This window comes from Citrobacter sp. wls714 (assembly GCF_005281025.1).
Classification (GTDB): domain Bacteria; phylum Pseudomonadota; class Gammaproteobacteria; order Enterobacterales; family Enterobacteriaceae; genus Citrobacter; species Citrobacter werkmanii.
The window spans coordinates 390,867-414,814 of sequence record NZ_SZWZ01000031.1 but is presented as its reverse complement, the minus strand read 5'-3'; the positions used below and the strand labels follow the sequence as shown (position 1 = coordinate 414,814).

General features: G+C 51.7%; 25 protein-coding genes and 1 tRNA gene. 6 read left to right on the top strand and 20 right to left on the bottom strand.

The genetic code is table 11. The features are described from left to right. Positions 1-381: 381 nt before the first annotated feature. The 5 genes from FDX11_RS08885 to FDX11_RS08865 form a co-directional block, all read right to left on the bottom strand. Complete coding sequence (locus FDX11_RS08885; RefSeq protein ID WP_075847420.1) at positions 382-1,866, bottom strand: hypothetical protein; 1,485 nt, start codon at positions 1,864-1,866, stop codon at positions 382-384. Continuing rightward, positions 1,838-2,899, bottom strand: a complete 1,062-nt coding sequence (locus tag FDX11_RS08880; protein ID WP_047660531.1) for a nucleoid-associated protein — start codon at positions 2,897-2,899, stop codon at positions 1,838-1,840. Before FDX11_RS08880 ends, FDX11_RS08885 begins: the two co-directional genes overlap by 29 nt. Positions 2,900-3,111: 212 nt before the next feature. Continuing rightward, positions 3,112-4,368, bottom strand: coding sequence for an integrase arm-type DNA-binding domain-containing protein (locus FDX11_RS08875; protein ID WP_047660530.1), 1,257 nt, complete (start codon positions 4,366-4,368; stop codon positions 3,112-3,114). Between the two features lie 193 nt (positions 4,369-4,561). Then, positions 4,562-4,637 (bottom strand) — tRNA-Phe (locus tag FDX11_RS08870). A gap of 105 nt (positions 4,638-4,742) precedes the next feature. Beyond that, a complete protein-coding gene (locus FDX11_RS08865; RefSeq protein ID WP_042310961.1) occupies positions 4,743-5,450 on the bottom strand; it encodes a DUF554 domain-containing protein in 708 nt (235 codons plus the stop codon). A gap of 467 nt (positions 5,451-5,917) precedes the next feature. Between FDX11_RS08865 and FDX11_RS08855 the strand changes: the two genes are divergently transcribed. Beyond that, on the top strand, positions 5,918-8,053 hold the full coding sequence (locus FDX11_RS08855) for an ornithine decarboxylase (RefSeq protein ID WP_079226000.1): 2,136 nt from the start codon (positions 5,918-5,920) through the stop codon (positions 8,051-8,053). An 87-nt stretch (positions 8,054-8,140) separates the two neighbouring features. Here FDX11_RS08855 and FDX11_RS08850 read toward each other — a convergent pair whose 3' ends face one another. From FDX11_RS08850 to mutY, 4 genes are all read right to left on the bottom strand, one after another. Beyond that, on the bottom strand, positions 8,141-9,397 hold the full coding sequence (locus FDX11_RS08850; RefSeq protein WP_042310954.1) for a nucleoside permease: 1,257 nt from the start codon (positions 9,395-9,397) through the stop codon (positions 8,141-8,143). Positions 9,398-9,607: 210 nt separating this feature from the next. After that, complete coding sequence (mltC, locus tag FDX11_RS08845) at positions 9,608-10,693, bottom strand: membrane-bound lytic murein transglycosylase MltC (protein WP_094301040.1); 1,086 nt, start codon at positions 10,691-10,693, stop codon at positions 9,608-9,610. An 86-nt stretch (positions 10,694-10,779) separates the two neighbouring features. Beyond that, positions 10,780-11,049, bottom strand: a complete 270-nt coding sequence (locus FDX11_RS08840) for an oxidative damage protection protein (RefSeq protein WP_003027126.1) — start codon at positions 11,047-11,049, stop codon at positions 10,780-10,782. Between the two features lie 27 nt (positions 11,050-11,076). Then, entirely contained in the window at positions 11,077-12,129 is a 1,053-nt protein-coding gene (mutY, locus tag FDX11_RS08835) for an A/G-specific adenine glycosylase (RefSeq protein ID WP_137397770.1), read from the bottom strand. A 160-nt stretch (positions 12,130-12,289) separates the two neighbouring features. Between mutY and trmB the strand changes: the two genes are divergently transcribed. The 4 genes from trmB (at position 12,290) to ansB (ending at position 15,339) form a co-directional block, all read left to right on the top strand. Then, positions 12,290-13,009, top strand: a complete 720-nt coding sequence (trmB, locus tag FDX11_RS08830) for a tRNA (guanosine(46)-N7)-methyltransferase TrmB (protein ID WP_038633629.1) — start codon at positions 12,290-12,292, stop codon at positions 13,007-13,009. Beyond that, positions 13,009-13,335 carry a YggL family protein gene (locus FDX11_RS08825; RefSeq protein WP_006686835.1) on the top strand — a complete coding sequence of 109 codons (327 nt, stop codon included), beginning with the start codon at positions 13,009-13,011 and terminating at the stop codon, positions 13,333-13,335. The genes trmB and FDX11_RS08825 overlap by 1 nt, the downstream gene beginning before the upstream one ends. 49 nt (positions 13,336-13,384) lie before the next feature. Continuing rightward, positions 13,385-14,104: a DUF2884 domain-containing protein gene (locus FDX11_RS08820; RefSeq protein WP_042310951.1), complete on the top strand. Its 720-nt coding sequence runs from the start codon at positions 13,385-13,387 to the stop codon at positions 14,102-14,104. Between the two features lie 188 nt (positions 14,105-14,292). Continuing rightward, positions 14,293-15,339 carry an L-asparaginase 2 gene (ansB, locus tag FDX11_RS08815; protein WP_038633619.1) on the top strand — a complete coding sequence of 349 codons (1,047 nt, stop codon included), beginning with the start codon at positions 14,293-14,295 and terminating at the stop codon, positions 15,337-15,339. A 116-nt stretch (positions 15,340-15,455) separates the two neighbouring features. Here ansB and hemW read toward each other — a convergent pair whose 3' ends face one another. The 5 genes from hemW to FDX11_RS08790 are packed head-to-tail and all read right to left on the bottom strand — an operon-like array spanning position 15,456 to position 18,762. After that, the gene (gene hemW / locus FDX11_RS08810; protein WP_137397763.1) at positions 15,456-16,592 is read right to left on the bottom strand and encodes a radical SAM family heme chaperone HemW; all 1,137 of its coding nucleotides are present in this window, start codon (positions 16,590-16,592) and stop codon (positions 15,456-15,458) included. Next, positions 16,585-17,178: an XTP/dITP diphosphatase gene (locus FDX11_RS08805; RefSeq protein WP_038633614.1), complete on the bottom strand. Its 594-nt coding sequence runs from the start codon at positions 17,176-17,178 to the stop codon at positions 16,585-16,587. Before FDX11_RS08805 ends, hemW begins: the two co-directional genes overlap by 8 nt. A gap of 7 nt (positions 17,179-17,185) precedes the next feature. Continuing rightward, positions 17,186-17,476, bottom strand: coding sequence for a DUF167 family protein YggU (gene yggU / locus FDX11_RS08800; RefSeq protein WP_137349416.1), 291 nt, complete (start codon positions 17,474-17,476; stop codon positions 17,186-17,188). Then, positions 17,473-18,039: a YggT family protein gene (locus FDX11_RS08795; protein WP_038633609.1), complete on the bottom strand. Its 567-nt coding sequence runs from the start codon at positions 18,037-18,039 to the stop codon at positions 17,473-17,475. The genes yggU and FDX11_RS08795 overlap by 4 nt, the downstream gene beginning before the upstream one ends. 18 nt (positions 18,040-18,057) lie before the next feature. After that, positions 18,058-18,762: a YggS family pyridoxal phosphate-dependent enzyme gene (locus FDX11_RS08790; RefSeq protein WP_137397762.1), complete on the bottom strand. Its 705-nt coding sequence runs from the start codon at positions 18,760-18,762 to the stop codon at positions 18,058-18,060. Between the two features lie 17 nt (positions 18,763-18,779). Here FDX11_RS08790 and FDX11_RS08785 point away from each other — a divergent pair, with 17 nt between their 5' ends. Continuing rightward, positions 18,780-19,760 (top strand): type IV pilus twitching motility protein PilT, encoded by a 981-nt coding sequence (locus FDX11_RS08785; protein WP_137349418.1) that lies wholly within the window; start codon positions 18,780-18,782, stop codon positions 19,758-19,760. Here FDX11_RS08785 and ruvX read toward each other — a convergent pair. From ruvX to FDX11_RS08755, 6 genes are all read right to left on the bottom strand, one after another. Continuing rightward, positions 19,757-20,173, bottom strand: coding sequence for a Holliday junction resolvase RuvX (gene ruvX, locus FDX11_RS08780; RefSeq protein WP_038633601.1), 417 nt, complete (start codon positions 20,171-20,173; stop codon positions 19,757-19,759). The genes FDX11_RS08785 and ruvX overlap by 4 nt on opposite strands. Continuing rightward, positions 20,173-20,736 carry a YqgE/AlgH family protein gene (locus tag FDX11_RS08775; RefSeq protein WP_032940453.1) on the bottom strand — a complete coding sequence of 188 codons (564 nt, stop codon included), beginning with the start codon at positions 20,734-20,736 and terminating at the stop codon, positions 20,173-20,175. Before FDX11_RS08775 ends, ruvX begins: the two co-directional genes overlap by 1 nt. 111 nt (positions 20,737-20,847) lie before the next feature. Beyond that, positions 20,848-21,795, bottom strand: a complete 948-nt coding sequence (gene gshB, locus FDX11_RS08770) for a glutathione synthase (RefSeq protein WP_042310939.1) — start codon at positions 21,793-21,795, stop codon at positions 20,848-20,850. A 12-nt stretch (positions 21,796-21,807) separates the two neighbouring features. Beyond that, complete coding sequence (rsmE, locus tag FDX11_RS08765) at positions 21,808-22,539, bottom strand: 16S rRNA (uracil(1498)-N(3))-methyltransferase (RefSeq protein ID WP_042310938.1); 732 nt, start codon at positions 22,537-22,539, stop codon at positions 21,808-21,810. Between the two features lie 74 nt (positions 22,540-22,613). Beyond that, positions 22,614-23,321 (bottom strand): deoxyribonuclease I, encoded by a 708-nt coding sequence (gene endA / locus FDX11_RS08760; RefSeq protein ID WP_042310937.1) that lies wholly within the window; start codon positions 23,319-23,321, stop codon positions 22,614-22,616. Between the two features lie 94 nt (positions 23,322-23,415). Next, entirely contained in the window at positions 23,416-23,913 is a 498-nt protein-coding gene (locus tag FDX11_RS08755; RefSeq protein ID WP_042310936.1) for a SprT family zinc-dependent metalloprotease, read from the bottom strand. Positions 23,914-23,948 lie beyond the last annotated feature (35 nt).

The window sequence follows — 23,948 nt, the reverse complement described above, 5'->3', positions numbered from 1 at the left end:
CCACTGGGAGCCAATAATCAGAAAATCTGAGGTAGGGTAACCATTATTAATTCCCTTTTCCGTCAAACAATCATGAATGCAGTTAAGAAAAGCCTTCTTTTATCTTTGCCGAAAAATATGTGTTGACGATGGTTTGCATAAAGCAATTCTACTTACTAATAAATCCCTAATGGCTTTATGCTTAGTTCTTTTTGTTTTCTTTGCTACCTCAGCAAGACGAGCGCTTAAACTATCTATTTTTTTTCATCGTTCTCCTGTTTACTGAGAAGAAGATATTATTACCCGATCAAAATGAACTTCTGTTTAGCAACCTGAGGACTGATTACCATACGTGTTGTCCATTATCAGAGCCAGCTATGATCCCTGGTTGTTTTATTCCAGTCATGAAGGATAGACAGTAAAACCGTTCGGACTGCGCAGAGCCCACGGGGGAGTCAGAATCTGTAACGCACTCATAACCCAGGTGTAGCCCGACTGCAGGAGCATACTGAGTGACCAGAATTCACTTGCTGCAGCTGTAAGTAATAGCGTGACCAGAATGAGCACAATGGCCGACGTTATTCGCTCAACCCGGTGATATGACCGTATTGCGGCCTTTACGGGAAAACCTGCCAGTTCCTGATAATCCTGTTCATCCAGAAAACCATATAACTTACTTCTCCAGATGGTTCTGTTTTTTTCCAGCAGTGAAAGGGCATGACGGTTGATATAGACCGACATTCCGTATGAGATGGCGATATACAGGGCCAGTGCACAAAATGCCAGGGCATACACTTTTTGCGGGCCACTTTCCTTCAGGGCCTCCAGACTGTAGCGAAGGACCAGAGTGCTGATGACCAGAGCCATATCTTTCCACAACGCGGAAGACAGATCCCGCGACTGCTGCAAAATTTTTTGGGTGTCCTCTGTCAGGCCTTTTCGCAAATCACCCAGTGATTTCAGGGTGTCTTTTCCCCCTGTCCGGATATGGGCCTTGTAGAGCAGCCGGGCTGACTCCAGTGCCGGGGGAAGTCGACACACAATGCCTTCACAAAACGTGACACCCTCAGGCCATTCTCTGGCCAGTTCACTGGAGAGAAAGGTATGTTTAAGCTCTGTTTCATTTCCTTCAAGAAAAATCCATTTTGCCGTTTCCTGAATGACATAAAAGGCGGGCAGGGCCGCATGTTCTTCTCCGAATGGGATTTTTCGCGGCGGTTTTCCTGATAGTCCGACCTTTTTTATTTCGGCGGCAAAAAGCTCATTGACGAAACATTTCAATAACTCCCGGCAGGCGAGTGATGCCCAGAGCCTCATTGGTCCGTCTGTCAATTTGTCTCCGGACACTAAGATCCAGGGGGCTATAGTATCCGGAGGAAGAAAGTCGGTCGAAAAGCATCTGATGATACTTTTTGTGACGGAGGTTGTCTGGGGAATAACGTCGATGCCACTCTCCTCCGGGTGCATTTTTTCCCACGGCTCGACCTTCCACTGTTGTGTTTCAAATGCCTCGCTGACGAACAGGGCGTAGATAAGGCGATACTGACGAAGCCCAGGATCCCCGAGTAAAAATGTACGCCACCCTTCAGGGGTAAAGAGTCGCAGAATCCCGGGAATCTCATCGCTGATGATAGTGATAAAGTGCTTCTGACCGGGGATACCCTGCGCAGGGTGGATATCATCCCGGCTGTCATCAACAAAGGTGATCCGGAGGTTTTCGGAATCAGCATCTGTCACTTCCCCCCATAACTGAAGGGTGTCATTATCCATGGTACCGGAAATGAACAGTTTCCGGGTGGTTGTCTGCTGATCCTCCGTGATCACCAGATCAGATGCGCGGCGTGAGCAGTCAATTGCCTTACCTATTTTTTCCAGTATCGATGTCATCTGTCACCAGCCCTGCAGTCACTATCACTATACGTTTTCGCCCGTCTTCCATCGTTTGGATGTCCGGGGCATTATCCTCATCGTAGATAACAATAACATCTTCCAGAGTTTCCAGTTTTCTTTTCCGTGGCTTAGGGATGTTCTCAGGGGTGATCCGGAAAGATTCACCTGAAATTCCCAGGTCTTTTATTTTACGGGTAAAGGATTTGACCAGTGGATGATCTTCTTCCATTGGCCCAAAAATCTGGTTCAGCAGGGAAAGGGGCTCATCGGTGTTAAAATCCTGCGCCCCGTGATGTAGCGTTTCATAAATCTTGTTAACACCGCTACGTCTGATGTCGTCCGGTAACAGGTCGCGGTGCTTTTTGAAGACATCCTTGAGTGCGGCAACCAGTTTGTCGCTGAGGTCGGTTGTATTGTTGACGCGCTGTACCTGTAGAAAACGCTCAAAATAAACGGAGATATTGGTTCGTTTGCTGCGATCCCGTACAACAACTTGTCCACCCTGAGCATCTGCCGTCAGGCGGACCAGAGCAATTTTCTGCATGGCTTCTGCTTTCTTGACGAAGCTTTCGCGGAAACGTTCGAGTCTGGGAACCTGAAACTCGTTCCCCTCCGCATCCAGCACGTAACGTACCACATCCTCATTATCATATTTAATGAGAGCAAACAGTTTCTCATCGTTGAGGGCGTGAAGCTCAAAAAGAAAAAATACTCCCATACTGGCATTTTTTGTGTGGTGGTGAGACTGAAAATCGTTTGCCAGAAAAGTGGACTGTTCAGTGAAGCAACTGGTATCAGTATCGGCATTGTTCCTTATGAGGCGAAGAATACGTTCGGTATTGGACAACTCCGTAAACCGGAACATGTTACCGCTTAATGCAGACTTAATCCGTTCCAGAAAAAAATCGACGTGTTCAGGTGGTGATATTTCACTGAGCAGCACGGGGATCTCCAGTTCTCCACCAACGACATGAAAAATCATTCGTTTTATTGTCAGTGCATTAATTTCTTCATCCGTTAAAAAACTCATAGTGATATCTCGTTATTTTGTGTCTTATCTTATCGTTAATTGCTGTGACCTGCTTTAAAGCAGGTAGTATAGATAATCCCCAGGACATACGTAACATATTTCAGCACAGGGTCCGGTGTCAGTGAGTCATCAACCCCTCTGTGAATAAAGGTATACAGGGAAAGGAAAAAAAGAAGGAAACATTCTCCCGGCATCCTTGCCGGGAGAATGGATTATAAGTGTTGTTGTCTGATGTAATCGAAAGGTGAGACCGGATTTTCACGGTTTGCATCCAGAAAATCAGCCCACCATTGCAGCATCAGCCTGCGCTCATCCAGAAATTCCGCTTTATGGATATACGCGGCACGAACACCGTTACGCTCCTGATGGCTCATTTGTCGCTCCACAGCATCTTTTGACCACAATCCTGACTCAATCAATGAACTGCATGCCATTGCCCTGAAGCCGTGCCCACAGACATCGACCTTTGTATCATAGCCCATAAGACGCAGCGCGTTATTCACCGTATTTTCACTCATGGGTTTCCACGGATTGTGATCGCCAGTGAAAATCAATTCATATTCCCCGCTGATGGTGTGGATCTCTTTCAGAATATCCAGTGCCTGAGTGGAGAGCGGTACCAGATGTTCTGTTCGCATTTTGGATCCACGATGGGAATACTTAACCCCTTCAATAGGTTTTCGTTCCGGAGGAATGGTCCACATGGCTTTCTCGAAGTCTATCTCAGTCCACCGGGCAAAGCGTAGTTCACTGGAACGGATGAAGATAAGCAGGGTGAGTTTGGTCGCCAGTCTTGTAAGGGGCTGGCCTTTGTATGCATCAAGATGTTCAAGGAGTTCTGAAATACGACTCAGGGCAAGAGCAGGGCGGTGCTGGCGTTTCACCGTCGTTAAAGCACCAGCCATATCCACTGCAGGGTTATAGCTGATAATGCCTGACTGGGCAGCATAACGCATAATTGCTGTGATACGCTGCTGAAGGCGGGCTGCAATCTCATATATCTCTTTGGCTTCGGCAGCCTTTACGGGAACAAGTAAATCGGGAGTTCTGAGGGTGGTGATATCGCGTAAACCTATATAGGGAAATACGTGACCCTCAAGACTTTTGAGCACCTTCTCGCTGTGAGTTTCGGACCATTTTTTATTGCTCTTATGCCATTGACGGGCAACGAGCTCAAAAGTATTTATGGCCTCCGGTGCTGCTTTCTTCGCTCTGCGTTGCTCGCACGGGTCAATGCCATCAGATATGAGTTTTCTGGCCTCATCGCGTTTTTCGCGCGCTTCTGACAGTGAGACTTCGGGATACTGACCAAGCGCCAGTGTTTTCTCTTTGCCGAGATGACGATAGCGCAGCCGCCAGTACTTTGAGCCGTTAGGGTGAACAAGCAAAAACATGTTATTGGCGTCGGCGAGTTTGTAGGATTTTTCGTCCGGCTTTGCTGCCCGGATCTTAGCGTCAGTCAGTGCCATAGCTGGTTTCCTGGGTGATTTGAGGGTACACCGATTATCGAACCAGACTATACCCTCATTTGTACCCTCGCAAGGGACTTGATGCGGGTAGAATTTGGTTGAGTTCAGTGGAATTGGGAGATTCGCGAGACGCTGATTTTGGTGGGTCTGGAATGCAAAAACGGACCTCCGTGGAGGTCCGTTGATATGAATTTGGTGCCCGGACTCGGAATCGAACCAAGGACACGGGGATTTTCAATCCCCTGCTCTACCGACTGAGCTATCCGGGCAACGAGGCGCATTAAACCTGATTCGCTTCGCTTCGTCAACGAAATTTCTTCAAATCAATGCAGACTGCACAATCTATCATCACATTGCTGCTATTGCACGCATTCTCAGGCAAAAAACGCCGTCCACGCGGCGGAAAGCGGCATTGCCAGCAGAAGGGCAGGAAGCATATTCACAACCGCAAACATTTTGATTCCACAAATACGTAAACCGGTTGCCAACAACAGCAGTCCACCTACGGCGCTGAAATCGGCCATCATAGCTGGCGTCGTCAGGGGTAAAATCAGTGCCGCACAGGTGGCAAGCGTTAACTGAATTGCCAGCATCGGCACGCAAATGGCAGATACCGCAATCCCCAGCGAACAGGCGAAGATGATGGCCGTGAAGAAATCAAGAAACGACTTCGCGATTAAAATATTTGGATCGCCGGTCATGCCTTCATGTATCGCCCCGAAGATCCCAGTACCACTGGCGCAAAATAGCACGATGATGGCCACATAGCTCTGGATGAAGGATTCGTGCGTGGTGTTGGCATCCGACCGGGTGAAAAGCTGCTGCGCTTTGGCAACCGCGGTATTGATCCCTTTTTCCAGATAACAGAACTCGCCAATTAATGCACCAACCAGCGTTGCCAGAACCATTACCGGCAGGTTGGCGCATTTGATAACCAGCAAGATACCAATTCCCAAAGAGCACAGCCCGAATATGGAGGTCATCGAGACCCGAATGCGCTCCGGTAAATGCTGGCTGAGTAGTGCGCCGAGAACGCCGCCAAATAAAATGGCGCCGCTATTAATAAACGGTCCGATTACCACGTTTGCTCCTGCATACCCATTATCATCTTGATACTAAAGACAATTGGCTGGGTGAAATTATGTTTCAGATTGCATTATTATGCCGCTAATTTCAGACAAAATGTTTGTTTATCTGTGAGGTTTTAGCTCTGGATTTTATCTTGCGCCTGTAAGTGAAAGGTGCCATGATTGCGCGAATTTTCTCCTGTCTGAATGGGGCTGCCTGGGATGAAATTACTCCCCCTACATCGCCTTCAATATCGCCTTTTTGCGCGACGCTTGTCCCTTCCTGCAACATATCTTACCACTCCCACCATGCGGTGAAGGCAGCGCACGCTCACTGCAGGATAACAGTAAGATCAGAGGCTATCTGCTTTTACTGATGTCTGGCGGTCGGGGCTGGTAACCAGTTTGACCTGTCATTTCGTGGGCAAAGCAATGCAGCTTTGCCGGGACTTTTGATTTTCCCGAAACGGGTTATTGCGCTTATGAAATCAATGAAAATTGCCGCCAGTGGTGAACTGGTCTCTCGTCTGTCCAGTCATCGTCAGGTGGTCTCGCTGGACAGTACCGATTTTACTGACGTTGCGGCAGTCGTCATTACCGTTGCGGACAGCCGCTGCGGGATCCTTGCTTTGCTTAAACGCACAGGTTTTCATTTACCCGTGTTTCTGTTCGCGGAGTCTAATGTGGATGTGCCAGCGGGCGTAAATGCGGTCATTCGCGGTCAGGCTCAGGAGTGGCTGGAGCTGGAATCTGCTGCCTGTCAGTATGAAGAAGATTTGCTGCCGCCGTTCTACGACACACTGACCCAGTATGTCGAAATGGGGAACAGCACGTTTGCCTGCCCGGGGCACCAACACGGTGAATTTTTTAAGAAGCATCCTGCGGGGCGGCATTTCTACGAATTCTTTGGTGAGAATCTGTTTCGTGCGGACATGTGCAACGCTGACGTTAAGCTTGGCGATCTGCTGATTCATGAAGGGTCAGCGAAACATGCGCAGAAATTTGCCGCTAAAGTTTTCCACGCGGATAAAACCTACTTTGTACTGAACGGGACCTCTGCGGCCAATAAAGTGGTGACCAATGCGCTGCTGACGCGTGGGGATTTGGTGCTTTTTGACCGTAACAACCATAAGTCGAACCATCACGGCGCGCTGATCCAGGCGGGCGCCACGCCGGTTTATCTGGAAGCGGCGCGTAATCCGTTTGGCTTTATCGGCGGCATTGATGAGCACTGCTTTGATGAGCAGTACCTGCGTCAGCAGATCCGTGAAGTTGCGCCACAAAAGGCTGGGCAGCCGCGTCCGTTCCGTCTGGCGATCATTCAGCTCGGCACTTATGACGGGACGATCTACAACGCCCGGCAGGTGATCGACAAGATCGGTCACCTGTGCGATTACATCCTGTTTGATTCCGCATGGGTTGGATACGAGCAATTTATCCCGATGATGGCCGATGGCTCACCACTGCTGTTGGAGCTTAATGCTAACGATCCGGGGATCTTTGTCACTCAGTCAGTACACAAACAACAGGCCGGGTTCTCGCAAACCTCGCAGATCCACAAAAAGGATAACCACATTCGCGGCCAGGCGCGGTTCTGTCCGCATAAGCGGCTGAACAACGCTTTTATGCTGCATGCTTCCACCAGTCCGTTTTACCCGCTGTTTGCGGCGCTGGATGTTAACGCCAAAATTCATGAAGGCGAGAGCGGTCGTCGGCTATGGGCGGAATGCGTGGCGTTGGGAATCGAGGCCCGCAAAGCGATTATTGCCCGCTGTAAGATGATTCAGCCGTTTATTCCCCCGGTGGTTGATGGCAAACCATGGGAAACCTATCCGACGGCGGTGATTGCCAGCGAGCGTCGCTTCTTTAGCTTTGAGCCTGGCGCAAAATGGCATGGTTTTTCCGGTTACGCGCGCGACCAGTATTTTGTCGATCCCTGCAAGCTGTTGTTAACCACTCCGGGCATTGATGCGCAAACCGGGCAATATACTGAGTTTGGTATTCCGGCGACGATTCTGGCGCATTACCTGCGTGAAAACGGCATTGTGCCGGAGAAATGCGACCTCAACTCGATTCTGTTCCTGCTGACCCCGGCTGAAAGCGCAGAGAAAATGGCGCAACTGGTGGCGATGCTGGCGCAGTTTGAGCAACACATTGAGAACGACACGCCGCTGGCTGAAGTGCTGCCCACTATCTTCAACAAGTATCCGGTGCGCTACCGGGATTACACGCTGCGTGAACTGTGTCAGGAGATGCACTCACTGTACGTCAGCTTTGATGTGAAAGATCTGCAAAAAGCGATGTTCCGTCAGGAGAGTCTGCCTGCCGTGGCGATGAATCCGCAGGATGCGAACAGCGCTTTTATTCGTGGTGATGTTGAACTGGTGCGTATTTGTGATGCCGCTGGCCGCATTGCGGCGGAAGGTGCGCTGCCTTATCCTCCGGGCGTGCTGTGCGTGGTACCGGGTGAAGTCTGGGGCGGGGCGGTGCAACAATACTTCCTGGCGTTGGAAGAGGGGGTAAACCTGCTGCCTGGTTTCTCGCCGGAGTTGCAAGGCGTTTACAGTGAGACGGATGCAGACGGCATTAAGCGTCTGTATGGATATGTTCTGAAGTAAAAGCCGGATGGCACTAAACGCTTATCCGGCTTACGAACTGGTCAAAAAGAAGGTCACCTGATGGTGACCTTCTTTCATCAATAAAGATTAGTGTGCGATGGTCTGCGTGCCTGCCGGAGTGCGTACGTGTTTGTATTTAAACAGCGCAACGAAGGCAAAAGCCAGAACCAGCGAGTAACCTGCGAAGATCAGCCACACGGTCTGCCAGTCGGTAATACCGTTCAGGGTGTAGTGTTCAACCACTTTGCCGCTCACCAGACCGCCCAGAATACAACCGAAGCCGTTGGTCATCATCAGGAACATACCCTGTGCGCTGGCACGAATTTCAGGGCGAACTTCTTTCTCCACGAACACGGAGCCAGAGATGTTGAAGAAGTCGAAGGCGCAGCCGTAAACAATCATCGACAGAACCAGCAGTACGGTACCGAACGGCGTCGGATCGCCGTAGGCAAACAGGCCGAAGCGCAGCATCCACGCGACGATACTGATCAGCATCACGTTCTTAATACCGTAACGGCTTAAGAAGAACGGGATGGTCAGGATAAACAGCGTCTCAGAAATCTGTGAAATCGACATCATCACCGACGCGTGTTCTACGATAAAGCTACCAGAGAACAGCGGGTTGTTGTCGAAGCTGTGCAGGAAGGTATTACCAAACATATTGGTAATTTGCAGCTCCGCGCCCAGCATCATAGAGAAGATGAAGAAAATCGCCATACGCTTGTTTTTAAACAGCGCAAAGGCATCCAGACCCAGCATAGACGACCAGCTCTGATTTTTCTGCTGATTGGCGACCGGAATATGCGGCAGCGTCAGGGTGAACAGTACCAATATCAGGGACAATGTCGCACCGATGTACAACTGCATATGGCTCAGTTCAAAGCCGGAGAAGCTTACTGCCCACATCGCCAGAATAAAGCCGATGGTTCCCCAGATACGGATTGGCGGGAAGTCAGTTACGATATCCATTCCGGCTGATTGCAGGCGATAGTAGGAGATGGTGTTGATTAACCCCAGCGTTGGCATATAGGCCAGAGAGTTAAGCAAGATCACAAAGAACATGGCGCCTGGCGTGGTGACTTCGGCTGCGGCGAACAGCGTCCCTGCGCCGACCAGATGGCAAAGGGCGTAAACCCACTTCGCACTGATCCATTTGTCGGCCACGATCCCTAACAGCGTCGGCATAAACACGGCGGCGATCCCCAGCGAGCTATACACCGCGCCAATGGATGCACCATCGAATTTAAGGGTGACAAACATATAGGAGCCGAGAGTAGTCAGCCAACTACCCCATAAGCAGAACTGCAGAAACGAGAGAACTTTCAGCTGCAGCTTAAGATTCATGTTAATTTCCTCACACCGTAATGCGGATGAATGTTTTAAAAGGCACATTTGCCGTGGCTATATGATGTGATTCTATCAATGAGAAGCACTCTTTTTTTGTTACCTGTGACAAATATTTGCAAACAATTTCTAATTGCAAGGCAAAAGAGTGATGGAGTTAACACTTTTCCCTCTTCTGAACCTCGTTTAAGGGGACAGAAGAGGGATACATTAGCGGCGTCGATATGATTTTTGTGCGGAATTGACCTTGTAAAGGTATCGGCGTGATTCAGCTGATGGGTGTCGGGTGGTCAGAGTTTGATAAACGTCTCCCGGGGACATGCTGTTAATGATATTCGCGGCCTGAATTTTATCATTCGAGAACACGCGCAGCACGCTGCCAGCACCGCCGTTATACGCGGTGATCACCGCATAGCGACGCGAGGTTGGATTATCAATGCCGCCCAAATAGACATTGTTGAGCATGGCCAGATAAGCCGTGCCGGTATCAATGTTGCTGGCCGGGTCAAACAGGAAACTGCGGCTAGGTGTGCCTGAGCGCCCTTGCGAGCGGAACACATCTTTACCGGCACTGTGCTGTACCACCTGCATCAGTCCCAGCGCATCGGCATGGCTGACCGCATACGGGTTAAACGAGGATTCGGTTTGCATGATGGCCAGAATCAGCGACTCGTCGACGCCATACTTACGCGATGCCTGACGCACCATGCCGATGTATTTATGCGCGCGCTTATCAAGGTGGTTTGGTACCAGATTGATCGTTACGCTATAAATGATACGCAGACCATTGCTGCGGCTTTTAAGTCGCGTTTGCAGCAGGTAGTTGGCAAAGTTGGTTGCACGTCCCTCCCAACGAATTGGCTGGCCGGTATTATCGACCACCTGTCCGTACAGGAACGGCTCTTTGGAAATCTTAATGTCGTCGACATCAGAATAGAGATCGATAGAACCCGGATCATCGCCCATCAGCAACGTCTTGATAATTGCCCGACGCAGATGCCCGGCAGGATCTGTCCCGGCAATGGTCTCGACGGTTATCGTACCGTCATCAAAGTTGATGTGGCTGCGGGTTTGGTACTGATCGGTATACTTTACGTAGTCCTTCGGACCCGCAATCAGCACTTCCTTAAATCCCCACAGATTCTCAATGTTATGGGCAAATTGCCCCATCAGAATGTCAAAACCGTTGGTATCCTTGACCCAGGCTTCGTTATAGGAATCGCCTTTTTTGGTCGAGCTGGAACAGGAGATGAGCAACGGCGCAATAACGGCAAGCGCGAGAAATTTTTTCATCATTCCGGGAGTGCGTGTTGTGTTTGTTATTTGCAAGGACCAGATTAAATCGTCGGCCGGATCAGCGCAGCGCTATCCGGCAACGGATTTTATGACTCTGGCGTATAGCCTTCAATATGCACATCCTTACCTTCAAACAGGAAGTTAATCATCTCCTGTTCCAGTAACTTACGGTGTTCGACGTTCATCATATTGAGTTTTTTCTCGTTAATCAGCATGGTCTGTTTATGCTGCCATTGCGCCCATGCTTCTTTAGAAATCTCGTTATAAATGCGTTTTCCCAGATCGCCCGGGTACAGCTGAAAATCCTGGCCTTCTGCTTCGCGTTGCAGGAAAGTGCAAAAAATCGTTCTGCTCATAAAAAATCCTCTCTATCGACCGCTACGTTAAACCTGTGTACCGGCATGTAATTGCTGTAACAAACGCTCCACGGGAGCCGCCAGTCCAACAGATGGCGGTTGCGCTAAGTTATACCAGAGCGCGTTGCCTTCATCCATGCATGAGGTGAATGAAGACACGGGAAGCCACATAGGCACAATATCTAAGTGGAAATGGCTAAAGGTATGGCGAAACGCATTAAGTTGGGTCAGATTATCTGCGTTAATTTGTCGTTGCGCCAGCCAGTTGCGCAGTCCATCTTCGTCGTCAAACTGCGGAAAACAGTATAAACCACCCCATAAGCCGCTGGGCGGTCGCTGCGCGAGCAGCACTTCGTCATCATGCTGTAGCAGTAAAAAATAGGCCGTACGTTCCGGTAACGTCTGTTTGGGTTTTTTACCAGGATACAGCGCCCAGCTTGCATTGGCGGCCGCTACACAGCCATTCTCTAGCGGACATAGCGAACATTTAGGCTTTGAACGTGTACAAACCATAGCGCCTAAATCCATCATCGCCTGGTTAAACCGCTCAACGCCGTGGGCTGGCGTAACCTGCTCGCTCAGCTCCCACAGTCTTTTTTCGACCTCTTTTTTCCCCGGCCAGCCGCTTACAGCATAACAGCGAGCCAGCACGCGTTTGACGTTACCGTCGAGAATCGGAAAATGCTGACCCAGAGAGAGTGAAAGGATCGCGCCTGCGGTTGAGCGTCCAACGCCAGGCAGGGCGGCTACCTCATCAAAGGTTTGTGGAAATGTGCCGCCATGCAGCGACACAACCTGCTGCGCGGCTTTATGCAAATTACGCGCACGGGCGTAATAGCCCAGACCGGTCCATAAATGCAGGACTTCATCCAGCGGCGCATGGGCCAAATCCGTTACCGTCGGAAAGCGTGCCATAAAGCGTTCAAAATAGGGGATAACGGTGGCAACCTGAGTTTGTTGCAGCATCACCTCAGAGAGCCATACTTTGTAAGGCGTCTTGTCAATTTGCCAGGGCAGCGTTTTCCGCCCGTATTTGTCGTACCAGCTCAAAACCTGAGCTGAAAATTGAGAGGCTTGCATGATTACCGTTTCATTATTGCCGGGGGCAAGATTGCAGCACAGCGGCAACGGGGTGTAAACCGGAACTTTCCGCTGCTCACTTTCTTCCTTTACTTGCATCCGGCAACTAACTTTGGATAATGCCCGTTTTCAGAACTCAAACACAGCAGACTAAACTTTTATGAAGAACGACGTCATTTCACCGGAATTTGATGAAAACGGCCGCCCTCTGCGCCGGATTCGTAGTTTTGTTCGTCGCCAGGGGCGACTGACGAAAGGGCAGGAACACGCGCTGGAAAACTACTGGCCGGTGATGGGCGTTGAGTTCAGCGAAGAGCCTGTGGATTTCGCTGCACTGTTTGGTCGCGATGCGCCAGTCACGCTGGAAATCGGTTTCGGTATGGGAGCGTCTTTGGTAGCAATGGCGAAAGCGCGTCCAGAACAAAATTTCCTCGGCATTGAGGTACACTCGCCGGGCGTTGGTGCGTGTCTGGCTTCCGCCCATGAAGAGGGCGTCGAGAACCTGCGCGTCATGTGCCATGATGCCGTTGAAGTCCTGCATAAAATGATTCCTGACAATTCTTTATCTATGGTTCAGCTGTTTTTCCCTGACCCATGGCATAAAGCACGTCATAATAAACGCCGTATCGTTCAGGTACCGTTTGCTGAGCATATCTTAAGTAAGCTGAAGCTGGGCGGTGTGTTCCATATGGCAACCGACTGGGAAGCGTATGCGGAGCACATGCTGGAAGTGATGTCCTCGATTGACGGGTATAAAAACCAGTCAGAGAGTAACGATTATGTACCGCGCCCACAATCGCGCCCGGTAACCAAATTTGAACAACGTGGTCATCGTCTTGGCCACGGCGTATGGGACTTAATGTTCGAGAGGGTGAAATAATGGCAAAGAACCGTAGCCGTCGTCTGCGTAAAAAAATGCACATCGACGAATTCCAGGAAATAGGATTTTCGGTTGCATGGCGTTTCCCGGAAGGTACATCTGGAGAGCAGGTCGATAAAATCGTTGATGACTTTATCAATGAGGTTATCGAACCGAACAAACTGGCCTTTGACGGCAGCGGCTATCTGGCCTGGGAAGGTCTGATCTGTCTGCAGGAAATCGGCAAATGCACCGAAGAACATCAGGCAATCGTCCGTAAGTGGCTGGAAGAGCATAAACTTGAAGAAGTGCGCACCAGCGAACTTTTCGATATTTGGTGGGACTAAGTAGCACAGGGTCGGCAAATGCCGGCCCGATTTGTATTGAGGGAAAGATATGATGCGCAAAACGCTGCTGGCGGCAGTCCTCACGTTCACGGCGATGGCCGCACATGCCGATTACAAGTGCAGCGTCACCCCACGTGACGATGTGATTTTGAGCCCACAAACGGTGCAGGTAAAAGGCGAAAACGGCGATCTGGTCATTACCCAGGCCGGTGATGTCACCTTTAACGGTAAGCAGTACAACCTCAACGCCGCACAGCGTGAGCAGGCTAAAGATTATCAGGCGGCGTTGCGTAGCAGCCTGCCGTGGATTGACGAAGGTGCCAGAGCGCGCGTAGAGAAAGGTCGCGTGGCACTGGACAAAATCATCGCCAAAGAGGTCGGTGAAAGCAGCAACATGCGTGGCCGCTTAACCAAGCTGGATGCGCAATTGAAAGCGCAGATGAACCGCATCATCGAACATCGTACTGATGGGCTGACCTTCCACTATAAGGCGATTGACCAGGTCCGCGCCGACGGGCAGCAATTAGTGAATCAGGCGATGGGCGGCATTTTGCAGGACAGCATCAACGAGATGGGCGCCAAAGCTGTGCTCAAAGGCGGTGGTAACCCGCTGCAGGGCGTGCTCGGGAGCCTCGGTGGTTTGCAAACCTCAATTCAGAACGAATGGAAGAATCAGGAACAAGACTTCCAGCAGTTTGGCAAAGATGTTTGTGCCCGCGTCGTGACGCTGGAAAACGATCGTAAAACGCTGGTTAGCACGCTGAAATAATTTTCACCTCTTTTTAACGGCACAGAAACATTCTGTGCCGTTTTATTTTGTATCTTTCTGTTTTTTTGATATCCATCTCTAAGAATGGCAATTTGATGGAGATATAAATCTGGTTAATTGGAACTCGTCACATTATTCATCTGTAAGATAGACATAATGCTGCAAATTCAAGTAACTGGAGAAATAACATGGAGTTTTTCAAGAAAACGGCACTTGCCGCACTGGTTATGGGTTTCAGCGGCGCGGCGCTTGCACTGCCAAACATCACTATTTTAGCAACCGGTGGGACCATTGCCGGCGGTGGTGATTCCGCGACAAAATCTAACTACACGGCAGGCAAGGTAGGCGTAGAGAATCTGGTTGAAGCCGTACCTCAGTTGAAAGACATCGCGGTTGTTAAAGGCGAGCAGGTGGTGAACATCGGCTCTCAGGATATGAATGACGACGTCTGGTTAACGCTGGCGAAAAAGATTAACACCGAGTGTGATAAAACCGACGGTTTTGTCGTGACACATGGTACGGATACCATGGAAGAAACTGCCTATTTCCTCGACCTGACCGTCAAGTGCAACAAGCCGGTAGTGCTGGTTGGCGCAATGCGTCCGTCTACAGGGATGAGCGCCGATGGCCCGTTCAACCTGTATAACGCAGTGGTGACGGCTGCAGACAAAGCCTCTGCCAACCGTGGCGTGCTGGTGGTGATGAACGACACCGTGATGGATGGTCGCGACGTGACCAAAACCAACACTACCGATGTAGCCACCTTCAAATCCGTTAACTATGGCCCGCTGGGCTACATCCATAACGGCAAGATTGACTACCAGCGTACGCCTGCGCGTAAGCACACCACGTCTACTCCGTTCGATGTGTCTAAGCTGACCGAACTGCCGAAAGTGGGGATTGTTTACAACTACGCTAACGCCTCGGATCTGCCGGCCAAAGCGCTGGTCGACGCGGGTTATGCGGGTATCGTCAGTGCGGGTGTAGGTAACGGCAACTTGTATAAAACGGTATTCGATACGCTGGCCACTGCCGCGCATAAAGGTACCGTCGTGGTGCGTTCCTCCCGTGTACCAACCGGCTCCACCACGCAGGATGCTGAAGTTGATGATGCGAAATACGGCTTTGTGGCTTCAGGTTCTCTGAACCCGCAAAAAGCGCGTGTTCTGCTGCAGCTTGCGCTGACGCAAACCAAGGATCCTAAGCAGATCCAGGAAATGTTTAATCAGTATTAATCGATGCAGGTGGCTGCGCTTATCGCCCTAACCCTGTAGGCATGATAAGCGCAGCGCCATCAGGCAATTTGCCGGATGGCGGCTCAAGGCCTTATCCGGCCTACATCGTTACCGTATTACTCCGCCAGAAACAGCTCCAGCAGCGAATTCAAAAACAGCTTACCGTGTTGGGTAATCTGCCAGTATTCATCGCATTCACTCAGGTAACCCTGGGCGATAGCTGCATTAATCTGTCCACGAATAACGTCTTCGGCAAGCCCGGTGTATTGCGTGAATTCTGCACGCGGCGCGGCCTCCAGTAACCGGAAACGATTCATAAAGAACTCGAACGGCTTGTCGGCTTCGGCAACATCACGCTGGCTTTCCAGGTAACGTCCTTGCATGTATCCGCGTGGATGCCGCGTTTTGGTGGTGCGCAAAATGCGTCCGTCCGGGAAAGTGATTTTGCCGTGCGCGCCACAGCCAATGCCAAGATAGTCGCCAAAACGCCAGTAATTGAGATTGTGCTGACACTGATAGCCCGGCTTCGCATAGGCTGAGGTTTCGTACTGCTGATACCCCGCTGCAGTCAGCAACTGGTGGCCTTGCTCAAAAATATCCCACAGTGCGTCATCGTCCGGTAGAACCGGCGGACGCGAACCAAATAGCGTGTTGGGTTCGATGGTCAACTGATACCAGGAAAGATGCGGCGGGTTGAGCGCGATGGCCTGCTGCAAATCATTCAATGCTTCTTCCAGCGACTGATCCGGCAGGCCGTGCATCAGATCGAGATTAAAGCTACGTAGCCCCAGACCGCTCGCCAGGTGTGCTGCACGTTTGGCTTCTTCCGGCCCGTGAATACGTCCCAGACGCTTAAGTTTGGCGGCGCTAAAGCTCTGTACGCCAATGGAGATTCGGTTTACGCCTGCGCGTTGATAATCAACGAAGCGATCGGCTTCCACCGTACCAGGATTCGCCTCCATCGTGATTTCTGCATCCGCGGCCAGCTTCAGACGTGCGCGCACGCCGTCGAGCAGCGTTTGCATTGCCGGGCCAGAAAGCAGGCTCGGCGTACCACCACCGATAAAAATGGTCTTTACTTCACGTCCCTGGGCGTGGGCCACCTCAGTATCCAGATCGCTCAGCAGATGCTGCACATAGTCGTCATGAGGAACGTCGCCCTTCAGCGCATGCGAGTTGAAGTCGCAGTACGGGCATTTTTGCACGCACCACGGGATGTGAATATAAAGACTTAGCGGCGGAAGCTTAACCATTACGCAGGGCATCCAGCAGCAGCTTCAGCGCCTGTCCGCGGTGAGAAATCGCACTTTTCTCTTCACGGGTCAGTTCAGCCGCCGTTTTCCCTTCAGTCGGCACAAAGAATATCGGGTCGTAGCCAAAGCCACCGTTTCCGGCAGGTTCACGGGTAATAATACCCGGCCAGCTTCCGTGGCAAACTACCGGCGTTGGATCGTCTGCGTGGCGCATATACACCAGCACGCAGTGGAACTGTGCCTGGCGCTTGTCATCAGGAACATCCTGCAGGGTATGAAGCAGTTTTTCCAGGTTCTGCCTATCGGTCGCATCTTCGCCGGAATAGCGGGCCGAATAGATGCCTGGCGCGCCGCCAAGGGCGTTCACCGCCAGACCAGAGTCGTCAGCAATGGCCGGCAGTCCGGTAATTTGCGCTGCATGACGCGCCTTCAGAATGGCATTCTCAATAAACGTCAGCCCGGTCTCTTCTGCAGAATCAACACCCAGATCCGTTTGGGCAACGACATCAAGACCGAAATCACTCAGAAGAGAGGCGAGTTCACGCACTTTACCGGCATTGCCGGTCGCGAGGACAACTTTTTGCATGGGATACCTAATCAGTTAGCGCCGCAATTTCGGGCGGGATCTGTTGCGGATGAATGATTTTAACCTGTTTGTGACGGCCAAGCTCGCCCTTCTCAAGGATGACCTGGCTTTTTGCCACACGGAACTGTTTGCCGAGAAACTTCACCAGATGGCTATTCGCTTGCCCATCCACCGGCGGGGCGGTAATGGCGACTTTAACTTCGTCGCCATGTAAACCCACAATACTGTCACGGCTGGCTTTAGGCTGAATGTAGAGCCGTAAAACCAAACCGTCGTCGCAGGGTGTAACGGCACTCATAGCGCCATCCACAGCCCCGGCAGCAGCATATTGCCTGTAGCCTGTAACACTTCCGCGATACCCATGTTAATCACATAGAGCAGCAGAACCAGAATCATCGGCGAGAAATCGATGCCGCCCATGCCCGGGAGTATACGACGGATAGGACGCAGCAGCGGGTCTGCCAGTTGGATCAGTACATATTCCACAGGGCTACGGCCCTGGCTGACCCAGCTCATAATTGCCATCACCAGCAGTACCCAGAAAATCAGCAGCCCGATGGTCTTGAGGACAATCAGTACGGCGGCGATCCAGATAATCGGCTGGAACGTGACCACCTTAAACAGCACGATTGCCTTGATAAAGCTGAGAACGAGTGCAACTAATGCCGAGGCGCTGTCAATCGGCCCCATCGGGGGAATCACACGGCGTAACGGCCCAATAACAGGCTGAGTGATTTTCACTATAAACTGCGAGAACGGGTTGTAAAAATCGCAGCGAGACCATTGCATCCACACGCGTAGCAGCAGCGCCATGGTATACAGCTCAATTACCGTTGAGAGCAGGAAGGTCAACGTATTCATGGTGTTCCTTAGTTTTCCTTATTTTTTAGTGTAATCACGAGCACCAAAAATGGCGGTGCCAATGCGCACCATCGTGCTACCCGCCGCAATTGCGGCATCCATATCATCAGACATCCCCAGTGAGAGGGTGTCGATGCCTGGGTAGCGTGTTTTCAACCCGGTAAATGCTACAGCCATTTGCTGTGCAACTTCAAACTGCCTTACATAATCTGACTCAGGCGCCGGAATTGCCATCAGACCACGCAGGGTAATGCGCGGCAGTGCAGCGACTTCAGCGGCTAGTGCATCAAGCTCTGCCAGCGGAATTCCTGACTTACTGTTCTCATCGCTGATATTAATTTGAATCAGTACATTGAGCGGCGGCAGTTCCGCCGGGCGCTGTTCGCTCAGACGGGCAGCGATACGCAGACGGTCGATCGTATGGCACCAGTCAAAGTGCTCAGCGACCAGACGACTTTTGTTGGACTGCAGCGGGCCGATAAAGTGCCACTGCAGATCGTTGACGCCTTTTTCCTGGAAGTAGCGGATTTTATCCACCCCTTCCTGCACATAGTTTTCACCGAAGGCACGCTGCCCGGCGACAATGGCTTCTTCGATGGCGCTCGCAGGTTTGGTTTTGCTGACTGCAAGCAATGTAACTTCTTCTGAAGACCGCCCGCAACGCGTCGCGGCGGCTGAGATTTTGTCCCGGACATGTGCCAGGTTATGCGCGATATCGTTCATTTTCCGAGGATGTTCATATGAATATGGAAGAAATAGTGGCCCTTAGTGTAAAGCATAACGTGTCGGATCTACACCTGTGCAATGCATGGCCTGCGCGTTGGCGCATACATGGAAATGTCGAAATCGCACCGTTTACCACGCCTGACGTAGAGACGTTGCTGATGTGCTGGCTCAGCGAGCAACAACAGGTACAGTGGCAGAAACAGGGGCAGCTGGATTTTGCCATTACGCTGACGAACTCACGGCGTCTGCGCGCGAGCGCATTTGTTCATCAGCAGGGAATCTCTCTGGCGCTAAGGCTGTTGCCGCTTGATTGCCCATGTTTAGATGATCTCCAGACTCCCGCCGCCTTAGCTGAGCTGCTGCATAGCGAAAATGGATTAATTCTGGTGACAGGCGCCACCGGCAGCGGTAAATCAACGACCCTGGCGGCGATGGTGTCATATCTTAATCAGCACGTCGCGGGACATATTTTGACGCTGGAAGATCCCATTGAATATCGTTACACCAGCCAGCGTTGTCTCATTCAACAACGGGAGGTAGGCGTACACTGCGCTTCTTTCGCCGCCGGTTTGCGCGGCGCGCTGCGCGAAGATCCTGACGTCATTCTGCTGGGCGAGCTGCGCGATGTGGAAACCATTCGTCTGGCGTTAACGGCTGCGGAAACCGGGCATCTGGTGCTGGCAACGTTACACACGCGAGGGGCGGCGCAGGCCATTGCACGGCTGGTGGATACCTTTCCCGCACAGGAGAAAGATCCGGTGCGTAATCAACTGGCAGACAGCCTGCGGGCGGTACTTTCGCAAAAGCTGGAACAAGATAAGCAGGGAGGACGAGTGGCGCTATTCGAACTGCTCGTCAACACGCCCGCCGTCGGTAACCTGATCCGTGAAGGGAAAACGCATCAGCTACCCGGCATAATGCAAACCGGGCAACAGACAGGCATGCAGACGTTTACGCAGAGCCAGCAGCAGCGCCAGGCGCAGGGACGGCTTTAGTAGCCCTGCTCGAAATAGCTTTCGAGAATAATAACGGCAGAAGCGGAGTCCACTTTACCTTTATTCAGTGCCCGGTACCCGCCTTGCTCAAACAGGCCGGAGCGGGCTTCGACGGTACTCAAACGCTCATCATGCAACGTCACGGTAACGCCAAAACGACCATGAATACGGTTAGCGAACTTGCGTGCGCGTGCGGTAAGGGGTTGCTCGGTGCCATCCATATTGAGCGGTAAACCGACAATGATTTCGTCCGGCTGCCATTCTTTCAGCAGACGTTCAATCAGATTCCAGTCCGGCGTACCGTCCTGTGCTTTGATCGCGGGCAAGGGTCTCGCGGTACCGGTAATGCGCTGACCAATTGCGACGCCAATGCTTTTTGTACCAAAGTCGAAAGAGAGTAATGTTCCGCTCATCAGGCATGTCCCGCCACGCCAGGCATGGTAAGGATATCTATCCCGATAAGTTTTGCCGCATCACGCCAGCGGTCGGCAATCGGCGTTTTAAACAAGATGTTGAGATCGGCGGGGGCCGTAAGCCAGGCGTTATCCAGCAGTTCTTGTTCCAGCTGGCCCTTTTCCCATGATGAATAGCCTAACGCAACCAGCACCTCAGAGGGTTGCTCCTGCGTACCTAAGGTTTCTAATACATCGCGGGAGGTGGTGATGATGGTGTTATCTGAAATGCGGATACTGGATGCAAAACGTGACGGCGGGGTATGCAGAATAAATCCACGGTCTTCCGCCAGCGGTCCGCCGAGCATCACCGGTTTATCCAGACGAATAGCCGGATCGCGCGCTTCAGGGGTAATTTTCAGCTTTTCCAGAATTCCTTCAATTTGTAAGTTTTCCAGAGGCTTATTGATGATAATCCCCATTGCTCCGTTCTCATTGTGTTCACAGATATACACCACGGAACGGCGGAAAATCGGATCCTGGAGAGCAGGCATGGCAATAAGAAAGTGATGCTGTAAATTCATTGTCAGAGGTTCTGTTTCCTGGTTCAAAAAAGCAACAGCGCCCAGTATGCGTACAAATACGAGCGCTGTCACTATGAGTATTGGTAGGATCCCTTCTACCGGCGAGTTCTTTTATTTTTGCAAACGAGCCTCAATGGCATCCATCAACATACCGGTAATCGAAACCGGGAATTCTGCTTCAATCTCACGAATACAGGTTGGACTGGTGACGTTAATTTCCGTCAGGCGATCGCCAATGATATCCAGACCGACAAAAATTAATCCCTTCGCTTTCAGCGTTGGCCCAATGCGGCGGGCAATTTCCCAGTCGCTGTCGGTTAATGGACGCGGCTCGCCACGGCCACCGGCGGCCAGGTTGCCACGGGTTTCACCGCCCTGCGGAATACGCGCCAGGCAGTACGGAACGGGTTCGCCATCCACAACCAGTACGCGTTTGTCGCCGTCTTTAATCGCTGGCAAATAGTTCTGCGCCATGCAATAGCGGGCACCATGTTCGGTCAACGTTTCGGCAATGACACCGAGGTTCGGGTCACCTTCTTTCACGCGGAAAATAGACGCGCCGCCCATGCCGTCCAGCGGCTTGAGAATGATGTCGCTGTGTTTTTGCCAGAAGGCTTTCAACTGCGCTTTGTTACGGGTGACCAGCGTGTCTGGCGTCAGGTCGGCAAACCATGCGGTGAACAGCTTTTCGTTACAATCGCGCAGGCTCTGCGGTTTGTTGACGATTAACGTCCCTTTTTCTTCTGCACGTTCCAGAATATAGGTCGCGTAAATGAACTCAGTATCAAATGGCGGATCCTTACGCATCAGAATCACATCCAGATCGGCCAGCGGGAGATCCTGCTCACCCTTGAACTCATACCATTTGTCGTAGTTCTGCTCTACGCTCAGAGTCCGCGTACGGGCGCGGGCTTCACCGTTGATCAGATAAAGATCGGCCATCTCCATATAGTGAATTTCGTAACCACGACGTTGTGCTTCCAGCAGCATTGCGAAGCTGGAATCCTTCTTGATGTTGATGCTTGCGATGGGATCCATCACGATGCCGAGCTTGATCATTGTTCTTCTCCGTTAGCCCAGATCGCCAAAACGCACCTGTAGCGCGGTAATGGCGGTGAGCGCAGTTGTCTCAGTACGCAGAACGCGAGGTCCTAACAGAATATCAGTAAACTGATAACGTGCGGTCATGGCAATTTCATCTGCCGACAGTCCACCCTCCGGGCCAATCAGCAAGCGGATGCGCTCTACCGGCAGCGGCAGCGTATTGATGCTGGCGCTGGCGCGAGGATGCAGGTTCAGTTTCAACCCTTCGTCCTGTTCCGCGCACCATGCTTCCAGATCCATTGCCGGGCGAATTTCAGGCACCCGGTTACGACCGCACTGTTCGCAGGCGGCAATGGCGATTTTCTGCCACTGCTGGAGCTTTTTGTTCAGGCGTTCACTATCCAGTTTAACGCCGCAGCGCTCAGAAAAAAGTGGCGTAATGAGGCTTACACCCAGTTCGATCGATTTCTGGATAGTAAATTCCATTTTTTCGCCGCGCGACATCACCTGGCCCAGGTGGATGTGCAACGGCGATTCACGATCGTCGAGTTCGGCGTTAAGCACCTTCACGTCCACGCTTTTCTTGCTTGCGTGAGTGATTTCGGCGTCAAACACCTGGTTGCTACCGTCAAACAGCTGTAGCGCCTGGCCAGGTCCCATACGCAGCACACGGCCGATATGGTTGGCGGCATCTTCACATAGTGAAATTTGGCTGCCGGAAACGAGTGGCTCAGGGTGATAAATGCGAGGAATGCGCATAGTTAAACATCCGCGTCATGGCCCTGGGCTGCGAAAGGCCAGGGCATGGTTAAAAATATTGCCGCTAGTGTAGGTTAGCTCTTTTGCGCCTGGCAAGCGCGTTGCACATAGGGGTTATGGTTCCCCTGTACCTTCGCAATGCGTTCGTCACGCTCACACTCCCAGTCGGTAACCGGATATTGCTTGTTCCAGGCATTAAAAAGCTGGGTTTGTTGGCGGGAGAGCGTCAGGTCGTACTGGTCACGCATGTAAAAATAGGTGCGTGCGATAGCGCCGCGGGCGCGGGCTGGCGGCTCGGCAACTTTCTCTTTGAAATCAACCTTCATGGCGCACTGTCCATACTGTCCTTCGCCACCGTTCCACTGGCTGTACATAAAGTTTGCGCGATCGCCATTCACTTCACCCACTGCAGGCTGCAGGTTATGCATATCGCTTTCCATCTGGCGATAGACCGGATCTTTGGCGCAGTTTTTACGCCCTCCGTCCTGCCAGCACTGGCGCTGATGACCAAACTGCCAGGCGGGAACAACGTGTTCCCATTCGATACGACTGGCGCGGTTTTCGTTTTTTCGCACTTTATAGCCGCAGGATTCAAGGTCAACGACCCCTTTTTTACCTTGCCAGTTAATTTTGCAACCACAGTAGAAATCTCCCGGCGCATCGGCGTTAACTTTGACGCCTGCTGCTTTCGCCTGAGAAAAACTGTTGATACCTTCGGCTAACACCGGGCCAGAAAACGCAGCGGCTAACATGGCCGCGGCAAAAGAAAGATTACGGTACATCACGAACTCCGTGTCAAAACGAGCCCGCAACGTAGCGAAAGTTGTTCTTGTATGCAATCAGCTAGATCAGAAAGGTTCCTGATAATTCTGAATATTATTCTGCAATCAGTGGTTCGCCGCAATGGACGCAGCGGTAGGTGGCTTCACCGCGAACAACACGGTTATGGCGGCGAACGGTCAAGTGATGTTCCTGGCACTTACAGCGGTAAGCAAAGGTTTTACGCTGCACGGATTGCAGTTCAAACTGATGCGTGCGTCGGGCCGGGACGCCCAGCACACTCTCCATCATCCATTTCCACTCTTTTCCGTGCGGCGGGACGCGGCCAAAGTGCTTCCACACCAGCAAATGTGCTAGTTCATGGGGGACCACTTCGTTAACGAACGCATCGACGTTTTCCATCAGCAACACCGGGTTGAGGCGGATTTCGTAAGTTTGTAGCCACGCCGTGCCCGCGGCGGTTCCGCGCTGTTGGTAAACAAGCTTTGGCTCCGGGTAATGACGTTCCAGCTTGAGATTGGCCTGGGCGAGTTTTTCCCGCAGGCTGCGCATAACGGCTTGCTGGATGGCGATGGGAAGTCGGGAGGTTTTCATAACGCCAGAGGATAGTGCGACAGGGAAGGGACTGC

Excerpts from the sequence above, each read along its gene's own strand:
- FDX11_RS08790 (WP_137397762.1), bottom strand. The coding sequence starts at position 18,762 with ATGAACGATATCGCGCATAACCTGGCACATGTCCGGGACAAAATCTCA.
- FDX11_RS08785 (WP_137349418.1), top strand. The coding sequence starts at position 18,780 with ATGAATATGGAAGAAATAGTGGCCCTTAGTGTAAAGCATAACGTGTCG.
- FDX11_RS08795 (WP_038633609.1), bottom strand. The coding sequence starts at position 18,039 with ATGAATACGTTGACCTTCCTGCTCTCAACGGTAATTGAGCTGTATACC.
- rsmE (WP_042310938.1), bottom strand. The coding sequence starts at position 22,539 with ATGCGCATTCCTCGCATTTATCACCCTGAGCCACTCGTTTCCGGCAGC.
- hemW (WP_137397763.1), bottom strand. The coding sequence starts at position 16,592 with ATGGTTAAGCTTCCGCCGCTAAGTCTTTATATTCACATCCCGTGGTGC.
- ruvX (WP_038633601.1), bottom strand. The coding sequence starts at position 20,173 with ATGAGCGGAACATTACTCTCTTTCGACTTTGGTACAAAAAGCATTGGC.
- ansB (WP_038633619.1), top strand. The coding sequence starts at position 14,293 with ATGGAGTTTTTCAAGAAAACGGCACTTGCCGCACTGGTTATGGGTTTC.
- trmB (WP_038633629.1), top strand. The coding sequence starts at position 12,290 with ATGAAGAACGACGTCATTTCACCGGAATTTGATGAAAACGGCCGCCCT.
- FDX11_RS08840 (WP_003027126.1), bottom strand. The coding sequence starts at position 11,049 with ATGAGCAGAACGATTTTTTGCACTTTCCTGCAACGCGAAGCAGAAGGC.
- endA (WP_042310937.1), bottom strand. The coding sequence starts at position 23,321 with ATGTACCGTAATCTTTCTTTTGCCGCGGCCATGTTAGCCGCTGCGTTT.
- FDX11_RS08850 (WP_042310954.1), bottom strand. The coding sequence starts at position 9,397 with ATGAATCTTAAGCTGCAGCTGAAAGTTCTCTCGTTTCTGCAGTTCTGC.
- FDX11_RS08755 (WP_042310936.1), bottom strand. The coding sequence starts at position 23,913 with ATGAAAACCTCCCGACTTCCCATCGCCATCCAGCAAGCCGTTATGCGC.
- FDX11_RS08855 (WP_079226000.1), top strand. The coding sequence starts at position 5,918 with ATGAAATCAATGAAAATTGCCGCCAGTGGTGAACTGGTCTCTCGTCTG.
- FDX11_RS08805 (WP_038633614.1), bottom strand. The coding sequence starts at position 17,178 with ATGCAAAAAGTTGTCCTCGCGACCGGCAATGCCGGTAAAGTGCGTGAA.
- FDX11_RS08885 (WP_075847420.1), bottom strand. The coding sequence starts at position 1,866 with ATGACATCGATACTGGAAAAAATAGGTAAGGCAATTGACTGCTCACGC.
- FDX11_RS08880 (WP_047660531.1), bottom strand. The coding sequence starts at position 2,899 with ATGAGTTTTTTAACGGATGAAGAAATTAATGCACTGACAATAAAACGA.
- FDX11_RS08825 (WP_006686835.1), top strand. The coding sequence starts at position 13,009 with ATGGCAAAGAACCGTAGCCGTCGTCTGCGTAAAAAAATGCACATCGAC.
- FDX11_RS08875 (WP_047660530.1), bottom strand. The coding sequence starts at position 4,368 with ATGGCACTGACTGACGCTAAGATCCGGGCAGCAAAGCCGGACGAAAAA.
- mltC (WP_094301040.1), bottom strand. The coding sequence starts at position 10,693 with ATGATGAAAAAATTTCTCGCGCTTGCCGTTATTGCGCCGTTGCTCATC.
- FDX11_RS08775 (WP_032940453.1), bottom strand. The coding sequence starts at position 20,736 with ATGAATTTACAGCATCACTTTCTTATTGCCATGCCTGCTCTCCAGGAT.
- mutY (WP_137397770.1), bottom strand. The coding sequence starts at position 12,129 with ATGCAAGCCTCTCAATTTTCAGCTCAGGTTTTGAGCTGGTACGACAAA.
- gshB (WP_042310939.1), bottom strand. The coding sequence starts at position 21,795 with ATGATCAAGCTCGGCATCGTGATGGATCCCATCGCAAGCATCAACATC.
- yggU (WP_137349416.1), bottom strand. The coding sequence starts at position 17,476 with ATGAGTGCCGTTACACCCTGCGACGACGGTTTGGTTTTACGGCTCTAC.
- FDX11_RS08820 (WP_042310951.1), top strand. The coding sequence starts at position 13,385 with ATGATGCGCAAAACGCTGCTGGCGGCAGTCCTCACGTTCACGGCGATG.